17 protein-coding genes and 1 riboswitch are annotated in these 18,232 nt (G+C 68.8%); of the genes, 4 read left to right on the forward strand and 13 right to left on the reverse strand.

Annotated features, from left to right (window positions below; genetic code table 11):
• Positions 1-22: 22 nt before the first annotated feature.
• From EWM63_RS03010 to EWM63_RS03015, 3 genes are all read right to left on the reverse strand, one after another.
• Entirely contained in the window at positions 23-382 is a 360-nt protein-coding gene (locus EWM63_RS03010; RefSeq protein ID WP_130185213.1) for a hypothetical protein, read from the reverse strand.
• Between the two features lie 75 nt (positions 383-457).
• Entirely contained in the window at positions 458-580 is a 123-nt protein-coding gene (locus EWM63_RS32790) for a hypothetical protein (protein ID WP_259772501.1), read from the reverse strand.
• Positions 581-1,011: 431 nt separating this feature from the next.
• Positions 1,012-1,218, reverse strand: a complete 207-nt coding sequence (locus EWM63_RS03015; protein ID WP_130185214.1) for a hypothetical protein — start codon at positions 1,216-1,218, stop codon at positions 1,012-1,014.
• A 243-nt stretch (positions 1,219-1,461) separates the two neighbouring features.
• Between EWM63_RS03015 and EWM63_RS03020 the strand changes: the two genes are divergently transcribed.
• Complete coding sequence (locus EWM63_RS03020; RefSeq protein ID WP_130185215.1) at positions 1,462-2,070, forward strand: sulfite oxidase-like oxidoreductase; 609 nt, start codon at positions 1,462-1,464, stop codon at positions 2,068-2,070.
• A 29-nt stretch (positions 2,071-2,099) separates the two neighbouring features.
• A complete protein-coding gene (locus tag EWM63_RS03025) occupies positions 2,100-2,831 on the forward strand; it encodes an FAD-binding oxidoreductase (RefSeq protein WP_130185216.1) in 732 nt (243 codons plus the stop codon).
• An 11-nt stretch (positions 2,832-2,842) separates the two neighbouring features.
• On the opposite strand, the gene EWM63_RS03030 is transcribed toward EWM63_RS03025, so the two are convergent.
• From EWM63_RS03030 to EWM63_RS03040, 3 genes are read right to left on the reverse strand one after another with little or no spacing between them, the layout of a single operon-like run.
• Positions 2,843-4,798 carry a sensor histidine kinase, YfiR-like protein-associated gene (locus EWM63_RS03030; RefSeq protein ID WP_130185217.1) on the reverse strand — a complete coding sequence of 652 codons (1,956 nt, stop codon included), beginning with the start codon at positions 4,796-4,798 and terminating at the stop codon, positions 2,843-2,845.
• Positions 4,798-5,412 (reverse strand): TOL_0243 family YfiR-like periplasmic protein, encoded by a 615-nt coding sequence (locus tag EWM63_RS03035; RefSeq protein WP_130185218.1) that lies wholly within the window; start codon positions 5,410-5,412, stop codon positions 4,798-4,800. The genes EWM63_RS03030 and EWM63_RS03035 overlap by 1 nt, the downstream gene beginning before the upstream one ends.
• A gap of 1 nt (position 5,413) precedes the next feature.
• Complete coding sequence (locus EWM63_RS03040; protein WP_165390740.1) at positions 5,414-7,339, reverse strand: TOL_0244 family TonB-dependent receptor; 1,926 nt, start codon at positions 7,337-7,339, stop codon at positions 5,414-5,416.
• Positions 7,340-7,500: 161 nt separating this feature from the next.
• On the opposite strand from EWM63_RS03040, the gene EWM63_RS31685 reads away from it, so the two are divergent.
• Positions 7,501-7,665: a hypothetical protein gene (locus tag EWM63_RS31685; RefSeq protein WP_165390741.1), complete on the forward strand. Its 165-nt coding sequence runs from the start codon at positions 7,501-7,503 to the stop codon at positions 7,663-7,665.
• A gap of 36 nt (positions 7,666-7,701) precedes the next feature.
• Positions 7,702-8,553, forward strand: a complete 852-nt coding sequence (locus EWM63_RS03045; RefSeq protein ID WP_130185220.1) for a prolyl hydroxylase family protein — start codon at positions 7,702-7,704, stop codon at positions 8,551-8,553.
• 102 nt (positions 8,554-8,655) lie between these two features.
• Here the strand turns inward: EWM63_RS03045 and EWM63_RS03050 are convergent, their stop codons facing one another.
• From EWM63_RS03050 to EWM63_RS03080, 7 genes are all read right to left on the reverse strand, one after another.
• On the reverse strand, positions 8,656-8,838 hold the full coding sequence (locus EWM63_RS03050) for a hypothetical protein (RefSeq protein ID WP_130185221.1): 183 nt from the start codon (positions 8,836-8,838) through the stop codon (positions 8,656-8,658).
• 261 nt (positions 8,839-9,099) lie between these two features.
• Positions 9,100-9,429, reverse strand: coding sequence for a DUF2149 domain-containing protein (locus EWM63_RS03055; RefSeq protein ID WP_130185222.1), 330 nt, complete (start codon positions 9,427-9,429; stop codon positions 9,100-9,102).
• Entirely contained in the window at positions 9,426-9,881 is a 456-nt protein-coding gene (locus tag EWM63_RS03060; protein ID WP_130185223.1) for a MotA/TolQ/ExbB proton channel family protein, read from the reverse strand. The genes EWM63_RS03055 and EWM63_RS03060 overlap by 4 nt, the downstream gene beginning before the upstream one ends.
• Positions 9,878-14,269 carry a cobaltochelatase subunit CobN gene (locus tag EWM63_RS03065; RefSeq protein WP_229487700.1) on the reverse strand — a complete coding sequence of 1,464 codons (4,392 nt, stop codon included), beginning with the start codon at positions 14,267-14,269 and terminating at the stop codon, positions 9,878-9,880. The genes EWM63_RS03060 and EWM63_RS03065 overlap by 4 nt, the downstream gene beginning before the upstream one ends.
• Before the next feature lie 68 nt (positions 14,270-14,337).
• Positions 14,338-14,555: riboswitch (cobalamin riboswitch) on the reverse strand.
• A 36-nt stretch (positions 14,556-14,591) separates the two neighbouring features.
• Positions 14,592-15,968, reverse strand: coding sequence for a DUF3526 domain-containing protein (locus EWM63_RS03070; protein WP_130185224.1), 1,377 nt, complete (start codon positions 15,966-15,968; stop codon positions 14,592-14,594).
• The gene (locus EWM63_RS03075; protein ID WP_130185225.1) at positions 15,965-17,416 is read right to left on the reverse strand and encodes an ABC transporter permease; all 1,452 of its coding nucleotides are present in this window, start codon (positions 17,414-17,416) and stop codon (positions 15,965-15,967) included. Before EWM63_RS03075 ends, EWM63_RS03070 begins: the two co-directional genes overlap by 4 nt.
• Positions 17,413-18,174, reverse strand: coding sequence for an ABC transporter ATP-binding protein (locus EWM63_RS03080; protein WP_229487701.1), 762 nt, complete (start codon positions 18,172-18,174; stop codon positions 17,413-17,415). The genes EWM63_RS03075 and EWM63_RS03080 overlap by 4 nt, the downstream gene beginning before the upstream one ends.
• Positions 18,175-18,232 lie beyond the last annotated feature (58 nt).

The raw sequence follows: 18,232 nt of genomic DNA on the forward strand, positions 1-18,232 counted from the left end.
AACGGCGATCGCAAAGGACCGATTACAGGCTGTTCGCTTCGATATCGGCCAGCGTTTCGCGCCCCTTGTCGGTGACGGCGAAGCCGGCGTCGCTGGCGACGATATGGGATTTCTTGCCGAGGAAGGCAATCACATCGTCATCGAGCTTTGCGGCGGGATCGTCGGTCAGGGCGCGCAGGCCGAGAACGCAGCGGCGCAGGAACAGCTTTTCCTTGCCCTTGTCGGTCAGCGACAGGTGGCCGCTGCGGGCGAACGACAACAATTTCAGGCCGGACAGGCGCTTCGTGTTGCGGGCAACGCAGGCGCTGGGGCGCCCGGAAATGCCGCGGCGCACTTCGTCCAGCGCATTGTATTCGTCGGTGGTGAGTTTTTCGTCTTTCATTGAACCTGTTCCATGATGGCGGATGCGGCCGTCATGGTACGCGGGCAGCACCGGCCCGGCAAGCGGCGCGGGAAATTACTTGAACGCCTTGAATGCCAGCAGGAATACGCCCAGCCCGGCCACCATGCCGGCCAGCAGCCTGCGCATGCGATCGCTACGGCGGCCAAGATAGATTTTGTTGTGCAAAGAGTTACCCATGACAGTCTCCAGATGAATCGTCCATTACTGACTCAATTATAGGAACACTTCAGTGACGCGACTGTGACAGCAGGCACAAATAGTTAAACCTTGTATGCTGCCAGCAACACCTGTGTTCTTCTAGTCAATATAGCGCCGCACCATTCGTCCCCTTGCTACGATGGGCCATCATTCACCCACGGGAGAAAGCAATGCCAGAACCTCAAAAACAGTCAAGCAGCGCGGACGATTCTGAAAAAGGCGGTCACATGATGGACGAGCCGGATATCGGCAGCGGCGAGAAATCGCCGGGCGAGAAGGAAACGGAGGAACAGATCCGCCAGATCCCGCAGCGCACGCCTGAACCGCCGAAGCCGGGCGCCTGAAGCAGAGAAAGCAGAAAAGCCATAAAAGGCAAAGGCGGCCCGCGCCGCCTTTGCCTATGCTGCCAACTAGTCCATCCGGATCGGCGGTGCCGGCGCGGTCGGCTCTTCCACCGGAGGGATCTCGCTGGGGGGCTTTTCGTTCGGTGGCGGCTGGTTCGGCGGGTCCTGCTCCGGCGGCGGCGTGTCGGGGTCCGGCGTGATATGTGCTGAAATGTCCGGCGCCAGCGATGCTGGCGACGTGATGTGCGGCTGGCGGTCCAGGTCTCCACTCATGTCGATGCTCCTCGGTAAATATTGCTAAAAAGCTTATCACCGTCACCGCAAACACGGCGCCCGCGTCGTCCGCCATCGGTCCTGTCCAGTAATCCGGTCCCGACGACGGCCCCGCCGCCGCCTCCCTTCGCCTCCGCCGCCATGGCCTTCCACGCCCAATGGCAGATCCGTCCACGGCGGCAAACGGTTTACACTGATGGCCCGACCAGATAGCGCAACGACGACCGCGCCATGGAGCACACGATGAGTACACGAGGATTCACGGGCCGCCGGCCCGGCGCCGACGCGGCGCGCCGCCTGCCGCCCGGCCAGCACGAGACCGATGATTTCCCCGTGCTGTCGCTCGGGCCGGCGCCCGCGATCGACCTGGCGAACTGGCGCTTCACGCTGCGCCAGGGTGCGCGCCCGCTGGCCAGCTGGAACTGGGAACAGTTCCTCGCCCTGCCCCGCACCACGTGGCGCGGCGACATCCACTGCGTGACCACCTGGAGCAAATTCGACACGGTGTGGGAAGGGGTCGCATTCGACGACCTGCTGACCGCGGCCGGCATCGCCGCGCCAACGCCATTCCTGCTGGCCCAGTCGTTCGACGAGTACGACACCAACGTTCCCGTCGCCGACCTGGTGAACGGCCAGGCGATGGTGGCCACGCATTTCAACGGCGCGCCCCTGGCGGCCGAGCATGGCGGCCCCGCGCGGCTGCTGGTGCCGCACCTGTATTTCTGGAAAAGCGCGAAATGGCTGAAGGGCCTGAAGTTCACCGAGAAGGATGAAGCAGGCTTCTGGGAACTGCGCGGGTACCACATGCGCGGCGATCCGTGGCGCGAACAGCGCTACACGGACGACGACTGAGCGGCCAGTGAACGGCCAATGAGCAGCCAATGAGCACCAACGGCCCGGGCGCCTGGGAACACGCCGTCATCACCCGCATCGAACAAGCCACGCCGCGCATGCGCAGCTTCTTCCTGCGCGCACCGCTGGCACGCCACGCCGCCGGCCAGCATGTCGACGTGCGGTTGACGGCGCCGGACGGCTACCAGGCCCGCCGCAGCTATTCGATCGCCTCCGCGCCCGGCGCGCAGGAACTGGAGCTGGGTATCGAGCTGCTCGATGACGGCGAAGTCTCCGCCTATTTCCATGACGTGGCGCAGCCTGGCGACACGATCGAGGTGCGCGGTCCGCTCGGCGGCCATTTCCTGTGGCACCCGGGACAGCCCGGCCCCGTTCTGCTGGTGGCCGGCGGTTCCGGCGTGGTGCCGCTCGTCTCGATCGCGCGCGCATGGCGCGGGGCCGGCGCGCCGGCGCCCATGCTGCTGCTTCACTCGGCCCGCACGTGGGAGGCGCTGGCCTACCGCGACGAACTGCGCGGCATGGCCGGTGCGCATGCGGGATTCGGTTACGTCACCACCGTCACGCGGGCCGGCAATGACGCCGCGGATCACGCGCGCCGCATCGACCGCCCGATGGTCGACGCGACACTGGCCCGGCTGGGCGCGGTCCCGGCGGTGTGCTATGTGTGCGGCGCCAACGCCTTCGTGGAAGCGGTGGCGCAACTGCTGGTGGCGGCCGGTATCGCCCCGCGCGCGATCCGCACGGAGCGGTACGGAGGATAGGAAGTTAGAGGTTAGCGGTCCGCGATCGCCACGCCTTCCCGGTGTCCGGCCAGGATGGCGAGGATCTGCTCCACGCTGACCGGCTTGACCAGGTGTTCCTCGAACCCCGCCTCGAACGCCAGGTCGCGGTCCTTCTGCTGCCCCCAGCCGGTCACGGCGATCATCATCGTGCGCCCCAGGGCCGGCACGGCGCGCAGCGCCCGTGCCAGGTCGTAGCCGTTCAGGCCCGGCAGGCCGATGTCGAGGAATGCAAAGTCGGGCGCGAAGCCTTCGGCCGCGGCCAGGGCCTGGGGACCGTCGTGGCACACGTGGACCGTGTGCCCCAACGTGCGCAGCAGGCCGCCGATCGCGTTGACGAAGTCTTCGTTGTCGTCCACCAGCAGGATGCGGTAGTGCCGGTCGCCGGCCAGGCCCGGTGCCGGCCGCTCCGCGGCCTGCGGCACTTCGGCCAGCACCGGCAGCGTCACGGTAAAGGTGCTGCCCTTGCCCTGCCCTTCGCTGGCCGCTTCCAGCGTGCCGTCATGCAGCTCGACCAGCCGGCGCGCCAGCGACAGCCCCACGCCCAGCCCCTGGCTGGAACGCTCCAGGGAAGCATCGGCCTGCACGAACATCTCGAAGATATCGGCCAGCATGCCCGGCGCGATGCCGATGCCGTCGTCGGCCACGCAAATGTGCAGGCGGCCCTCGGCGCCAACGTCCGCCGACAGCACGATATGGCCGCCATGCGGCGTGTAGCGGGCGGCGTTGTTCAGCAGGTTCGACAGCACCTGGGCGAGCCGCGTGGTGTCGCCCAGCAGGTGGACCGGCCCGGGCGGCAAGTGCACGGCCAGGTCGTGGCCCTGCGCATCGATGAACGGGCGGGCGATCTCCAGCGCGTTGGCGACCACGGCATGCAGTTCGAGGTTTTCGCGACGGATCGTCAGCTTGCCGGTATTGATGCGGGAAACATCGAGCAGGTCGTCGACCAGGCGCACCATCTGTTTCAGTTGCCGTTCCATCACACCGCGTGCCCGCAGGCTGGCCGCGGGATCGCCGCCGTTCAGGCGCATGATGTCGAGCCCCGTGCGGAGCGGCGCCAGCGGGTTGCGCAGTTCGTGCGCCAGCGTGGCCAGGAATTCATCCTTGCGGCGGTCCGCCAGCAGCAGTGCGCGTTCGGCGCCCTGGCGCACGGCCATCTCGCGTTCCAGCGTGAGGTTCGCTTCCTGCAGCGCATTGGCGCGGCGGCCGATCTCGGCCAGCATGTCGTTGAAGGCATCGACCAGCGTGCCGATCTCGCCACTGTGGCGCGCGCCCTTGCCGCCTTCCGGGTAGGACGCGCCATGCAATTCATCATGATGGTGCTCGACGCGCAGCGAAAAGTCACGCCGCTGCATCACGGCGCGCGCCACTTCCGTCACCGCCCGCAGCGGCCGCGTGATCGACTGCTGCAGGCGCGTCGCCACCACCGCCGCCAGCAGCAGGCTCGCCATCGTGACGACACCGAGTATCGTTGCGTAGCTGACCAGGCGCTCCATCAGGCGATAGCGCGCGCTCAGGTAGACGGTGCCGACACGTTCGCCGTTTTCCATGATCGGGTGATACACCACCATCCGGCCACCCTCGACGGCCGGGCCCGGCGGGCCAGGGCGGGCAGGCAGCGGCGGCACGTCGGCACCTGCCTCGGCATAGGCGGCGAAGATCGCACCGTTGGCGGCATAGATGGCGCCCTGCTGGATCTGCGGCCGTACCCGCAGCAGCGCCAGGTTCTGCCGCGCCGCGGCGGGATCGTTGAAGCCCACCGCGGGTGCCGACACGGTCGCCACGATCTCGGCCTGCGTGGTCAGGTCGTCGATCCAGTTCTGCTGGAACGTCGTCAGGTCGTACACCAGCATGCTGATCGACGTGGTGAGCAGCGCGGCGAACGTGGTGGCGAGCGCCATTGCCACCAGTTTCGCGCGCACGCTACCGGAGTGGAGACGGGACAGCACTAGTTCCCCTTCTGCACGTGCCAGGCCACCGACAGCAGGCGCGAACTGAGTTTCAGGTTGCTGCGCTCCGCGGCCGGCAGCGATACCTCGAAGCGCACGCGGTCCTCGACGATGCGGAAGTTGATCACGGCGCCATGCTGCAGGCCGTTCTCGTCGTCGGCCACGCCGAGCGCGCCGTTCTGCGCCGCGCTGCGCAATACCTTCGGCAGGTCGGTCGCCGTGCCGGCATACAGCATCTGCAGGCCGGCCACCGGCTCGCCCTCGCGCAGGCTGCGCACGGCGATCGGCCGGCCGTTGACGGTGCGCCCCGCCGTGATGCGCGACAGTTCGGCGGCCACGTCTTCCGCGCCGAGCACGCCGACGGTGAGCGGACTGCCGCTTTCCGCGCCCTCCCTGGGCGCCAGGAAGTCCACGTAGCCGAGAAACTTGAACAGGTAAGCGGCCTTCACGCTGCGCTCCAGGTTCGGCATGGCAGGCGCGGCCGTCTGGCCCACGGCTGCCCCGCTCATCGCCAGGCACAGCAGGGCGAGCGCCAGCACCAGGAGCACGGAAAGCCAGCCCGGCCAGTTGTGCGGGGCCGTCCGGCGGCAGGGTTCGATCGCGAGTGGCGTCATGTCAGAAACGGTAAGTAAGCCTGAGCACGGCGGTACGCTCGAACACGCTCCGGTTCGGCGCCGCTCCGAACTCGGGGTGGGACCGGTGCAGCAGGTTCTGGCCGACCAGCGCAAGCTCGAGGTTGCGCGTGGCCTTCCAGGACCATTGCAGGTCCAGTTCGTTATACGAGGGCACGGCCGGGCGCGGCAGCGCGCCGACCCTGCGCAGTGTCCAGTCCAGCTGCATGTCGTTCGGCAGGTCATGCGACGAACGGAGCTGCCAGTAATGGCTCGGGTCCGCGCCGATCAGGTCCACGCCGCCGGTCGGGTCGCGGCTCTCGGGCCGCAGCGCCGTGCGCACGCGCTGCACCACGAGGCCGCCATCCAGGCGCCAGCCATCCGCCGGCTGCCAGCGCGCCCACATTTCCACGCCGCGCGTGTGGCCATAAGCCAGGTTGCGGTATTCCGCCAGCCCGCTGTACGCGGGGCCGTCCGGATTCGGCTCCTGCGTGCGCAGGCGGCCGTACCTCGCGGCGAACGCCGTCACCGAATAGGACAAGCGTGGCGTGGGCTGGATGCGATAGCCCAGCTCGACCACCCGCGCCGTCTCCGATTCGAATGCGGGCCCGCCGGACAGGTAGCGCGGCACGCCGGCAATGATCAGGGGCTGTGCCGGGGCATACCGGTCGCGGTCCACGCGCGACGGCGCGCGTACCGTGCGCGCCAGGTTGCCCCACACCAGTTGGCGGCTGTCCGGCGTCCACGCCAGCCGCAAACCCGGCAGCACCTCCGCGCCCGTGTAGTGGTTGTGCTCCACCTTGATGCCGGCCGTGAACCGCAGGTCGTCGCGCAATGCCACCTCGTCCTGCGCGAACAGGCCGCCCCAGTGCATCGTCAGGTCGTTCGGCAGGTACACCTGGGTGCGCCCCGTGGTGATGCGGTCGCGCGAATGCCGGTAGGTTGCACCCCATGTCACCTTGTGGGGCATGGCGGAATCCGTCGCCACCCGCAGGCTGTGCTGCGCTTCCAGCTCGACCGTGTCGAGGCGCTCGAAGATCGCGTTCGGCTGATTGCGCTCCGTATGGTCGAGCACCACCTGCAGGCGCACGTTCGAATCGTCCGACAGCCGGCGCGTGAAGCGGGCCACCAGGTTGGCGCCCGAAATCTGCGCCGCGCCCGTGCCGCGCTGCGCCAGGTTGCCCTCATAGACATCGCCCGACAGGGTGAGACCGCCGCGCGAGCGGTCCCAGTCGGCGCGAAAGCCCGCCTGGCGCCGCGTGTAGCCACTGGACGCACTCCCGGTGTCGCGCACCGCATCGTCGGCATCGGCATAGCGCGCATAGATGCGGTAATGGCCGCCATTCGGCAACGCGCCGCCGTAGCGCACACTGCCCTCGCGGTCATCCTTGCCGAACGCACCCGCCAGCAGGCCGCCCTGCGTATCCTTGGCCGAGCGCGTGATCACGTTGATCACGCCATTCACCGCGTTGGCGCCCCAGATCGTGGCGCCGGGACCGCTGATCACCTCGATCCGCTCTACGTCTTCGAGCAGCATGTCCTGGATGTCCCATGCCACGCCGGAAAACAGTGGTGTGTAGAGGTTGCGGCCATCGACGAGCACGAGGAGCTTGTTCGATTGCAGGCTGTTGAAGCCGCGCGCCGTGATCGCGTAGTTGCGTGCATCCACGCGCGCCACCTGCAGGTTCGGAGCCAGGCGCAGTGCCTCGGGCAGCGTGCGTGCGCCGCTGCGGCGAATCTCGTTGCCCCCGATGATGTAGATAGACGCCGACGCATTGCCAAGCCGTTCTTCCTGCCGCGAGACGGACGTGATGACGATGTCGCTCAATTGCTCGAGCGACAGCTCGGCAATATCGTCCTGCAGCGGCGCGGCGCATGCCGGTCCGCCCGCCGCCAGGAGGCAAGCCGCGACCGGCGCCCAAATTGTCAACGGACCTCTTTTGATTGGTCTCATAAGCCGCGCCGGGCAAGTTGAATTTTTCTCAAGAAATTATAAGCGCTGCGACGGATCCCCTCGCGCACATTAGCATACCGCCCTTGTGAAATGCGCAACGAACCGTATTTACGCCCATATTGTTATAGGGAAGACACATGTTTCCGAAACCACCACGCCCCGAACCGCCCCGCCGGGCCATTCCCACGCAGATCGTGCAGCAGCGTGACACGCGCCGCGTGACGGATGTGCTGGTCGTCGACCGCCCCGCTCCCCCGCCGCCTTCCGCCGACGACGCCCCGGCGCCGGCCCCGGACCGGTAGGCGGATCCGCGCCGCTTTTCGGTATACTTCACGGCCATGAACAAGTACACACGCATGTCGGAAGAATGGGATCGCTGGCTCGACGCCAGCCTGGACAAGGGTTGCCGCACGCAGGACATCGTGGCCGCGATGGTGGCCGCCCACTACGACACGGCCTATGCGGAGCGCACGGTGGCCGAACGCCAGGCGCGGCGCTCGCAGCCGGCGCCGGTGGTGGCAGGCCCTTACCGCTACGGCGCGCCGACGATCCGGCACCGCAACAATACGATCGCCACGGCCGACCGCACAGTGCGCGTGACGATGCGCATCGAACAGCCGGTCGTGGCGGTGCTGGACGACGTGTTCTCGCCGGAGGAATGCGATGCCGTCGTGGCACTGGCGCGCGCACGGCTGCAACCGTCGGCCACGCTCAGCCCCACCACGGGCGAGAATCAGGTGAAGGAGCACCGCACCAGCCAGGGCGCCTTCCTCGATGATAGCGACGAACCGCTGCTGCAGCGCCTGAACCGGCGCATCGCCGAGATCATGAACCAGCCGGTGGAGAATGGCGAAGCACTGCACGTGCTGCACTATGGCGTGGGTGCCGAGTACAAGCCGCACCACGATTACTTCGATCCGTCCAATACCGGCTTCGCGGCCACGCTCAAGCGCGGTGGCCAGCGCGTGGCCACGCTGATCATCTACCTGAACGACGTGGAAGAAGCGGGCGACACGGTGTTTCCGAAGCTGGGCCTGTCGATCGTGCCGCGCAAGGGATCGGCCGTGTATTTTGAATATGTCAACGAAGCCGGCCAGCTCGACGAGGCCAGCCTGCACGGCGGCGCGCCCGTGGAGCGCGGCGAGAAATGGGTGGCCACCAAGTGGGTGCGCCAGGGCGTATTCAAGTAGGCGGATTGCAGCGGAGGCGGGTCAATGCCGGGACAGCTGGGGAAATCGCGGCGGAAATCGCGGATGGCGGCACCCGGCCGGGCGCCGCCGGTGGACGGGTGCTTACTCGCCTTCTTCGCCGATCTGGTCGATGATGCGCTTGCCCTGCTCGACACCGCCGTCGTTCATCCCGAGCGGCACGTAATAGTGGAATAACGGCTCGCCATCCTTGTACACCGAGCCCATGCAGATTTCATAGCCCTTGTACTGCACGGTTTTCAACTGCGACAGTTGTGCGCCGATCATGTGTGCCTCCCCGTTATCAGTCATTGGATATGGGCCGCCCGACCGGGGGGCGGACCTCTGTTCGATATCTTCTTGCGATTCGAGTATGCCGTGCACGGAACGCGCGAACTGTGCGCGGCTTCACCAAGCGAAGCTGGACCCGGCGCAGCTATGGCGCCGGCGCAACAGGCGCCCGGCGGCGGCGGCCGGGTTGCCCGGCATATGTCGGGCAGGGAATGGAACTGGACAGTGCAGGACGCCGCGCGGGACGCCCTGTCGAAATTACTTCGCCCGTGCCGGCGGCCCCGGTTCGACCAGCACCAGCTTGCCCGTCTTCGGATCGCGGTACACTTCGCCGACCCGGTCGTAGCCGCTGCCGGCCTGCGTCACGCCGGCGGCGGGCCGCTCGATCTGCCGGCCCTTCTCGACCGGCTGCGGTGCCTTGAGCGCGCCTTGGCTGCCGGCGATCGCGGCGATCAGGCCGCACGCGAAGACCAGCATCACGTCGACCAGGTTCACGAGGCTGGCGCGCGGGTCTTCGTCGCCGCCATCGAACCGGGCATCGAGGTGCGAATACAGGCGCAGGCGCTTGCGCGGTGGCCTGGCGCTCATGCCGCCTGCTCCATCGCTTCTTCCATGGCTTCCAGCGTTTCCTCGTACCAGCGGCGGCGCAGCTTGCCGATCACGAGGCCGGCGATGCCGGCCACGAGTCCCAGCACGGTCGCGTCGAACGCCACGGTGACGGCGCTGGCCAGCTGCGCCGGATCGCCGGCGCCCAGCGCGGCCAGGCCCGGGCCCAGCGGGATGATCGTCGCCATCAGGCCCAGCATCGGCGGAATCCGTGCCAGCAGGTCGGCACGTTCCAGGCGGCGGCGGGCGATCGCCTGCACGTGCGCGACATTGCCGCCGGCGCGCAACTTGGGCAGGCCGTGAAACCGTTCACCGGCGGCGATGCCGGCCTCGATCACGGCAATGGCGCAGGCCAGCAGCAGCGCCGCCAGCGAGGGCACGAGCAGCCAGCTGACCGCGTCGTGCAGCCAGCCGAAGGAATGGGGTTCGATCATGTGAAGCTCCTTGAAGGTTGAGGTACGGCGCGGCCGCGCCACAGGCCCGCCGCGAACAGGGCCGCAAGAACGGCCAGGCAGGCCAGCAGTCGCGCGACGGTGATGCCGGCCGGCGCCACGGCGGCGGCCGGCTCATGCAGTTCGTAGGCGCGCAAGGCAGGCGCCGCGGCGGCCAGGGCGGCGTCGTCAGTCTTGTCGTCGGCCGCGCCTTCAGGCTTTGACTGCGGCTGCTGCGGAATTTGCGTCGTGCGGGCTGTGTCCGCACTGCCGGGGACATCAGCCTTGCCATCGACATTCGTGACGGCAGGCAACAGGTCGCCGCGCGCCTTGGCCAGCGTGGCGCCGAGCGCCTGCGCGTCGGCGCTGTCCAGCTGCGGGGAAAGCCAGGTCCACATCGGGTGGTCGGGCGCCGTGTGGCCGCTGCCGGGCAGGCCGTTGGCGGCAACGAGCCTTGCCAGCTCGCCGCCCATGCGCTTGATCGTTTCCGGGTCGGTCTTCCAGAAGCCCTTTTCGGCGGCGACCATGAAGATCGCCAGCATGTGCGCCTTCACGTGCGCATTGTGGCGCTGGCCGAGGAATTGCGGCAGGCCGAGCCCGTGCCGGTCGTCGAAGTAGACGGACTTCACTTCATCCCACGCCCAGTCCTTGACGAGGTCCGGGCGCGTTACCTGCCAGCCCCACAGGTTTTCCAGGAATTCCTGGCCCATCGTGCGTGCCCCTGCATAACCATGACCCATCAGGGGTTTCAGCCATGCCGGGTTCAGGAAACGGCCGCGCAGCTCGCCCAGCAATGCGGCCGCCAGCGGTTCCACATCCGCCCGGCCGGGCTGCGCATGCTGCAGGATCAGCGCGTCCGGCACGCGGCCGGTGCGCCCTTCGACGGCCAGCGACAGGCCGCCCAGGTAATCGAACGCGTCGTTGTTGTCCAGCAGGCCGTACAGGTTGCTGGCGCGGCCGTGGTAGGTGCGGGCGATGCCGTCCAGCGCCGCGTCGAAGGCCGCATGCTGCGCTTCGCCGCTGCCGTCGAGGCCATACGCATGCCCCATGCGGTTGCGGTAGGCGGCACCGATGTCATCGCGCTCGCGCCATGCGCCGGAGCGCTCGGTCAGGCGGTTCACACCCGTGCCATAGGCGCCCGGCGCATCGCCGAACACGCGCTGCGCGGCGCCCCGCCCCGCTTCCGCCACCGGCAGGCCCGCGCGTACCAGTGCGCGGTGGCGGGTCAGCCATTCGCCGGCCACGCGATTGCCCGCCACCGGTTCGTCACCCCACGCGGCACCGCCGAGTGGTGCCAGCGCGGCTTCCAGCGCTTCGCGCAGTGCAGGATCCTGCGCCACCAGCGTATCGGCCGATGCGGCGAGCGCCAGCCGGCCGGCGCGGTCGATGAGCCGGATCAGGTTCGGGTACAGGTCGCGGAACAGGCCGGACGTGGTCACCAGCGCGTCGCGCCGCGGCGCCCCCGGTTTCAGCTGCACGCCGGTGACGATGCCGCGCGCATTCCACACGGGCTCCGCCCCCATCATCGCCAGCGCGAACGCCACCATCACGCCTTCGTCGCGCACCGCGTCAGAGGCCCACAGGATGATGCCTTCGCTGCCCTGCGCCGCTTTCGCGTCCCCTCGCGCGCGGGCGATCGCCTTGTCCGCCAGGTTCGCGCCGAGCTGGTAGCCGAGCTTCGTGGGCAGGATGTCGCCATCGACCGCATGGAAATTGCGCCCCGTCGGCAGCGCCTCGGGCGAGCGCAGCGGGTCGTTCCCCTTGCCGGGTTCGATGTAGCGGCCGTCGAGCCCCGCCAGCAAGGCCCGCATCTCCAGGCGCGGCGAAGCGGTCAGCTTCGCGGCGACCTCTGCGCTCACTTCCTGGCCGTCGACGCCCCCCTTCTTCATCGACGCGAGCATCAGGTCGATCGAGTCCTTCTTCCACGGCCGTCCGAAGATGTGCAGCCCGTGCGGCATGAATTTCTCCTGCAGCTTCGTCAGGTAATGGCCGATCTCGTGCGCCAGCAGATCGTCGTCGGCCGCGTCGTAGCCGATGCCGCGCACCGCCAGCACGTCGGCCATCGATGCTTCCAGTTCCGCCTTCAGGTTCAGCGCCACCACGCGTTCGCGCATCAGGCTGGCCGCCTGCGTCTTCAGCGATTCGGAGTTCGCCGCCTCGTAGCTTTCCACCACCTGGCGCAGTGCCAGCAGGTCGTCGTACAGCGGCGTGCTGGCCAGCGGCGGCGTCAGGTGATCGACGATCACGGCCAGCCCGCGCCGCTTGGCCTGCGTGCCTTCGCCGACGCCGTCCACGATGTACGGATAGATGCCCGGCAGGTCGCCGGCAATCAGGCTGGGATAATCGTCGCTTGCCAGGCCGACCGCTTTGCCCGGCAGGAATTCATAGGTGGAGTGGCGCCCCACGTGCACCAGCGCGTCGGCCTTGAAGCGGTCGCGCACCCAGTGGTAGAAGCCCAGGTACTGGTGCGGCGGCGTGATGCTGGTGTTCGCGTGCAGCAGTTCCTCGTCCACTTCCCAGCCGCGCGGCGGTTGCGGGCCGATGAAGACGTTGCCGAACACGAGTCCCGGCACCAGCATTTTCCCCGAGTCGACCATGATCCTGCCTGGCGCGTTGCCCCACCCTTTCAGGCCTTCGATGCCGTAGCCGGCGAGCTTGCTCGCAAGCGGCGCCAACGCCTTGCAGCGGCGCGGCGCGCGCACGTCCAGGCAGGCGCGGTAGCCGTCGCCCAGCGCCGCCAGGTCGCTTATCGCCGCTTCCCGCTGCGGGTGGTCGGCCCCCTCGACGAGGTGCTGCAGCTCCTTGACGATCACGTCCACCTGCTTGCGGCCCAGCACCCACTCGCCGGCTTTCTCGGCCTCCAGCACGTCCGCATGCAGGCGCCCCAGCAGGCCGCTCGTCATCTCGTTCTGCACGCGCGGCGACAGCGTGGCGAACCACTTGCCGTAGTCGGCCGCGCTCACGGTATTGACGGTGCCGGCCAGTTCGCGCAGGGCGGCCCGGTCTTCCGGCAGGTTGACCCCATGCGCCATGATCCGGTCCAGCAGCGCTTCCGGCGATGCGGGCAGTTCGCCCACGGTATAGCCGGCATCCTTGAGCGCATGGAGCATGTCGAACAGCGAGGCCGGCACGTCCAGGTTGTCGGCACCGATGTTCTGGCGACCCGGCGGGTGGTTGTAGTAGATCAGCGCCACGCGCTTGTCGCGGTTGGGCTTGTCGCGCAGCGCCAGCCAGCGCACGACGCGGGCCGCCAGCCGTTCCGCTTCCGCGTCGAGCATGACCGGCGGCCGGTTCTCGATGCCGGTCGCCTTGTCCCGCTGCGCATTGCCCAGCGCGGCCACCACGATCGGCTGGCCGATGCCCTGCAGTTCCGGCAACGCCACGCGGTATTGCACGGAGTCCGGCGGCAGGCCGTCCGGCGACAGGCGCCATTGCAGCGCCGTGCGGTCGGACAGCCGTATGCCCTTGAACACGGGAATATCGAGGCATTTCAGCGCCTCGGCGACGGCTTCGCGCCCTTCCGCCGCGCCCACCACGAAATCCTGGAGCACCACGAGCGCCGCCGGCCGCGCCGGGGCGAGCAGTTCAGGCAGCCGCTCCAGCGCCTCGCGCGACGCGCCGCCCCACCGCGTGAGGACCTGCACGCAGGGCTGGCCAGCCGCTTCGATGCGCGCACACACGGCGGCCGGCACGGCGCCATCCATGTTCGACAGGTCCAGCACCACCACGGCGGCCTGCGCCTTCAACCCCAACTGAGCGCCATTGCCCCACGCGGCGGCGTCAAGCAGTTCGCGCCGCCCCACGCGCACGCGCAGCGTCGGTTCCGGTTGCGGGGCGGCCAGCGGCCTGGCGGGATGGAGGCGGTGCGCAAACAGCGCCGCGGTATTGTCGACGCCGCCGGCCTGCCATACGCGGCGCGCGGCCAGCCAGCCCGGCGCCGCCGGATGCGCCTGCGCGGCCTGCAATGCCGCCGCCGGCGGCGTCTCGGTGGACAGGTCACGCAGCGTTTCGGCGGGAAAATCGCGCATGGCGCCCTGCGCATCGCGGCTCATCAGGCTGAGGCCCGCATCGCCATTGAACGCCAGCACGACCGTGCGTGGCTTCGCATGGCGTGCCAGTGCCGCCTTCAGCCGCGCGGCCGGGTCGCCGAACAGCGAAACGGCCAGGATCGTGTCGGCCCCGCCGACGAGCCGTGCCACATCGCGCTCATCCAGCGCCATCCATTGCGCCGGCGTGCGCAGCACGATGCGGTCCTTCGGGTGCAGGGCCAGGTGGCGGTGCGCCGCCTCGATCGCCACCGGGGCGGCACGCTCCGTGACGATGGCGAACAGCGTGGCGGCATGGCCGCGCACGCAGGCGAGGATGCACAGCAGCGCAAGCAGCGCGCGCAAGAATGGAGAAATGCTCAAAAGTAGGAACCGGCCGTGAAACGCAACAGGCCAGGCCACACCCCGGGCCCGGCACATCATTGCAAACGGCCGGTCTTCTGGCTTGCCATCGTTCTTGCCGGCTCATGCCTTCCCGTGCGCGGCACAGTGGCGGTGGAACCGGTTCGTCTGGCTTACAGCAGCGGGGGCTGCGCCGGACTGGCGGGGGATGGAGATCCCCCGCGTCACCGGCTTCCCGTTTCACCCTCGCGCCGGCAGGCGGGAGGGCACCGTTTACTCGAGACGGGATTCTACCTGCAAGCAAGCCGCGCTGTCACCGCCCCATTTAGTCGGCGCCCTCCACGCGCAGGCGACGCAGCCCCACCAGCCCCGCGCCCAGCACGACGCCTGCCAGTACGAACACAGCGAACACGTCGCCCCATGGCACCAGCGGATCGGCCGCGCGCGGCGCGAACGCCGGCCGCTTGCCGAAATCCTCCGTCCCGAACGGCCGCTCATTGAACAGGTACGGGTAGTAGAACGCGCGGATACGGCGATGGAAGGCCGCGATCTCGTCTTGGTAGGCCAGCTGCGCCGGCAGGTCGGTATCGGCGAGGCGGTGCAGCACGGCCTGCGCTCCCACGCCCGGCAGCAGCCAGCCGAGCCGCCCGGTCCATGCCTGGCGCGCCAGCAAGCCTTCGCGGTAGTCGCGCACCTGCCCCGCCACGCTTTCGTCACCCACCTGGTGGAACGCGAAATACCATTTCCAGTGGAAGCCCGGCGGCACGTGCGCCTTGTCGCGCCATTCGGGGTGGCTGGCGACGAACTTGCGCATCGTTTCATCGCGCGGCACTTCCCACGCGCCATGCACGGTCTGCCGCTGGGCCAGCATCAGGTCCACGCCCTGGTGCACCGGGATCGCGCGCACCAACGCCACGTTGGCCAGGGCCGGCAGCACGAGCGTCAGCACGGCCCAGGTGCCCATCAGCGTGGTGGCATTGGTGACCGAACGCCAGCCGCGCGCGGACACGACCATCGACAGCCCCGTCCAGAAAGCCAGGTAGGCCGCGATCAGGATGAGGACAACGGCAAGCACGATGACGAGTGCCACGACGCCGGTGCCGGACAACACCGCGCCGGCGCAGGCGGGAACGGCCAGGCAGGCGAACAGCAATGCATAGCGCAGCGCCACGCGCCGGCGCCACAGGCGCGCCGCATCGGGCATCGCCAGCAGCAGCCGCAGCCGGCCTGCCTGCCGCTCGCCGGACACGAGGTCGTGCAGCAGCGCGATCGCGATCAGCGGCGCCAGGTAGATCAGCACGAACGCGAAATCGAAACGGCCCGGCAGCGCGATTTCCGGGTTGAACGTCTCGCCCTCGTAGAGCTGCGCCTGCAGCCCCAGCGCGCGGATACGCAGCACGTAAGGCGCCACGTCGCGCAGGCCGAGCGCCAGGAAGGCGGCATCCGATGGCGCATCCCACGTGTTGTAGAACGTGTAGTAGGCCGGATTGCCGGCATCCTTGCTGGCCGGGTAGCGGGCCGCCAGCGCGGCCACGTCCTGTTCGTGCAGCGGCGCCAGGCGCGCGATGGTCTGCCGCTGGCGTTCCACTTCCTGCATGCCCGACCAGACGGCCAGCGTGGACAACAGCAACAGCAGCAGCAAGGCTGCGATGGACAGCCGCGAGCGCACGATCAGGCGCAGTTCGAAGGTGAGCCGGCTCATCGCACCGCCCTCCCCAGCCGGCCGGCCAGCAGCCAGGCCAGCGCGCCCAATGCCGTCAGCCACAGCGCCAGCGTGGCGCCGGCCGGCGCGGCGCGGCGCAGCGTGTCGGCCAGCGGCGCCGGTTCGTAGCGGAACGCCGGGAACCCCTGCCAGTGCTCGCGCGACACGCGGTTTTCCTTGCTCCGGTCGATGTCGTCGGCATAAGCGAGCTTCTCCGCCTGGAGACGGTTCAGTCCCTGGATCAGCGCATAGCGATAGCGCTCGCCCTGCTCCAGGAAGCTGCGGTAGCTGGCCAGGTCTGTGCCGGCCGCCGTCATCGACAGGCGCCGCAATGCCAGCGCCGGGCTGGCCCAGCCGAAGGCGTCGATGATCTCGGCCTGGCGCTCCTGCCGGTCGAACGCGGCGGCCGCGTAGCGGTTGAACAGGTCGCTGGACTTGCGCTCGCCCTCCATGCCCACGACGCCCTTGAAGTTCACGGGCAGGTCTTCCACCCGAGCCACGCCATATTGCTTGAGCAGCCTGTCGCGGAACGCGGCGAATTTCGGATCGTTCGGATCGTGCGAATCGCCCAGTGCCAGGTACTCGCGCTGCACGTGGATCGCGTCCTCGAAACGGGTCGGCAACGCCACCGCGGTATTGGCCATGTCCGGCACCCAGCGCGGCAGCAGGATGACGATCACGGCCCACGCGGCCAGCAGCACCAGCAGTGCATCGCGGCCGCGCGCCACGCACATCGACACGAGCACCACGCCCAGCACCCACAGCAGCAGCCAGGCGGCATAGCCGGCGGCCAGCACGGTGGCCAGTGGCCAAGGCGCATGGCCGGCGGCGGCGAACCAGGCCAGCGCGGCCAGTGCCGGCAGCAGCGCCAGGCCGGCGAAGCCGGCCAGCGCCAGCAGCTTGCCCAGCACCACCTCGCGGCTGCGCACCCCCTGCGCCAGCAGCACGCGCAAGGTACCCGATTCGCGCTCGCGCGCCACGGCGGCGTGGCCGAAGAACACCAGCAGCAGCGGTGCCAGCACCTGCAGCACGAAGGCAGGCGTCAGCTGGCCGAAGCGCAACAGCAGCGAGGTTTGCCGCACGTCGCCGAAGTTGGCGCTGTTCTGCCGGTGCCCCTCCAGGAACAGCGTGTTGCCGGTGAAGCCGTCGATGCCGGGATCGAACGCGGCCAGCGGATTCAGGGGGCGGAACAGGAAATGCCCGTAATGGACCATGCGGTGCGGATGGCGATCCGGCTGCGCTTCGAATTCATGGTTGGCCTGCACCTGGTAGCGGGTCCGCTCGGCGTCGGCATTGCGCTGGTGCTCGTGGGCGGTCATCGCCGCCACCAGCATCAGCACCGTCAGCAGCAGCAGGCCTGCCACGGCCGCGCGGTCGCGGAACAGCGCCCGCCATTCCTCGCGCGCGATGCGGGTGATGCACGAGAATGCACTTCGGGCGGCGCTCATGCCGCCAGGGCGCCGTAGCGGCGGTGCAGCGAACGCACATCGAAGCGGTCGGCGCCGGTGGCCGCGACTTCCTCGAGCAGGCGGCCGGCATCGAGGAAGCCGATGCGGTCGGCCACGTCGGCGGCGCTGAGCAGGTCGTGCGTCACCATCAATACCGCCACGCCCTGGGCGCGCAGCACGCCGAGCAGGCGGTTGAATTCCGTGGTGGCCTGCGGATCGAGGCCGGACGTGGGCTCGTCGAGCAGCAGCGCCGGTACCTTGCGGGCCAGCGCCAGCGCGATCGCCACCTTTTGCCGCATGCCCTTGGAAAAGCCCGACACGCGCCGGTCGAACGCGGCGGCGGCGAGGCCGGCGGCCGCCAGCGCATTATCGATGGCCGCGATGGCCGCGTCGGCAGCGCCATCGCCGCGCTGCCCCGCCAGGTCGAGCAGGTACGCCACGTTTTCACGCGCGGTGAGGTGTTCGTACAGCGCCACGTTCTCGGGAATGTAGGCGAGGTGGCGCCGCGCCTCGTCCGGCTGTGTCGCGGGATCGATGCCGTTCACGCGCACCGTTCCCGCGGCCGGCGTGACGAAGCCGAGGAAGAGGCTCAGCGTGGTGGTCTTGCCCGCGCCGTTCGCGCCCAGCAGCGCGTAGATCTCGCCCGGGCGTATGTGCAGGTCGAGCTGGCGCAGGATGGTCTTGCCGCCATAGCCGGCGACGACCGCCGTGGCTTCGAGTACGTGGTCCGGCAGGGCCGTGCCGTGCGTGATGTTCAAGCGATTCTCCTTCGATTGGAAAGGCATGGCCAGGGCGACACTGCCGCCCGGCACCGAC

It is taken from the genome of Pseudoduganella lutea (genome assembly GCF_004209755.1).
Taxonomy (GTDB): Bacteria; Pseudomonadota; Gammaproteobacteria; order Burkholderiales; family Burkholderiaceae_D; genus Rugamonas; species Rugamonas lutea.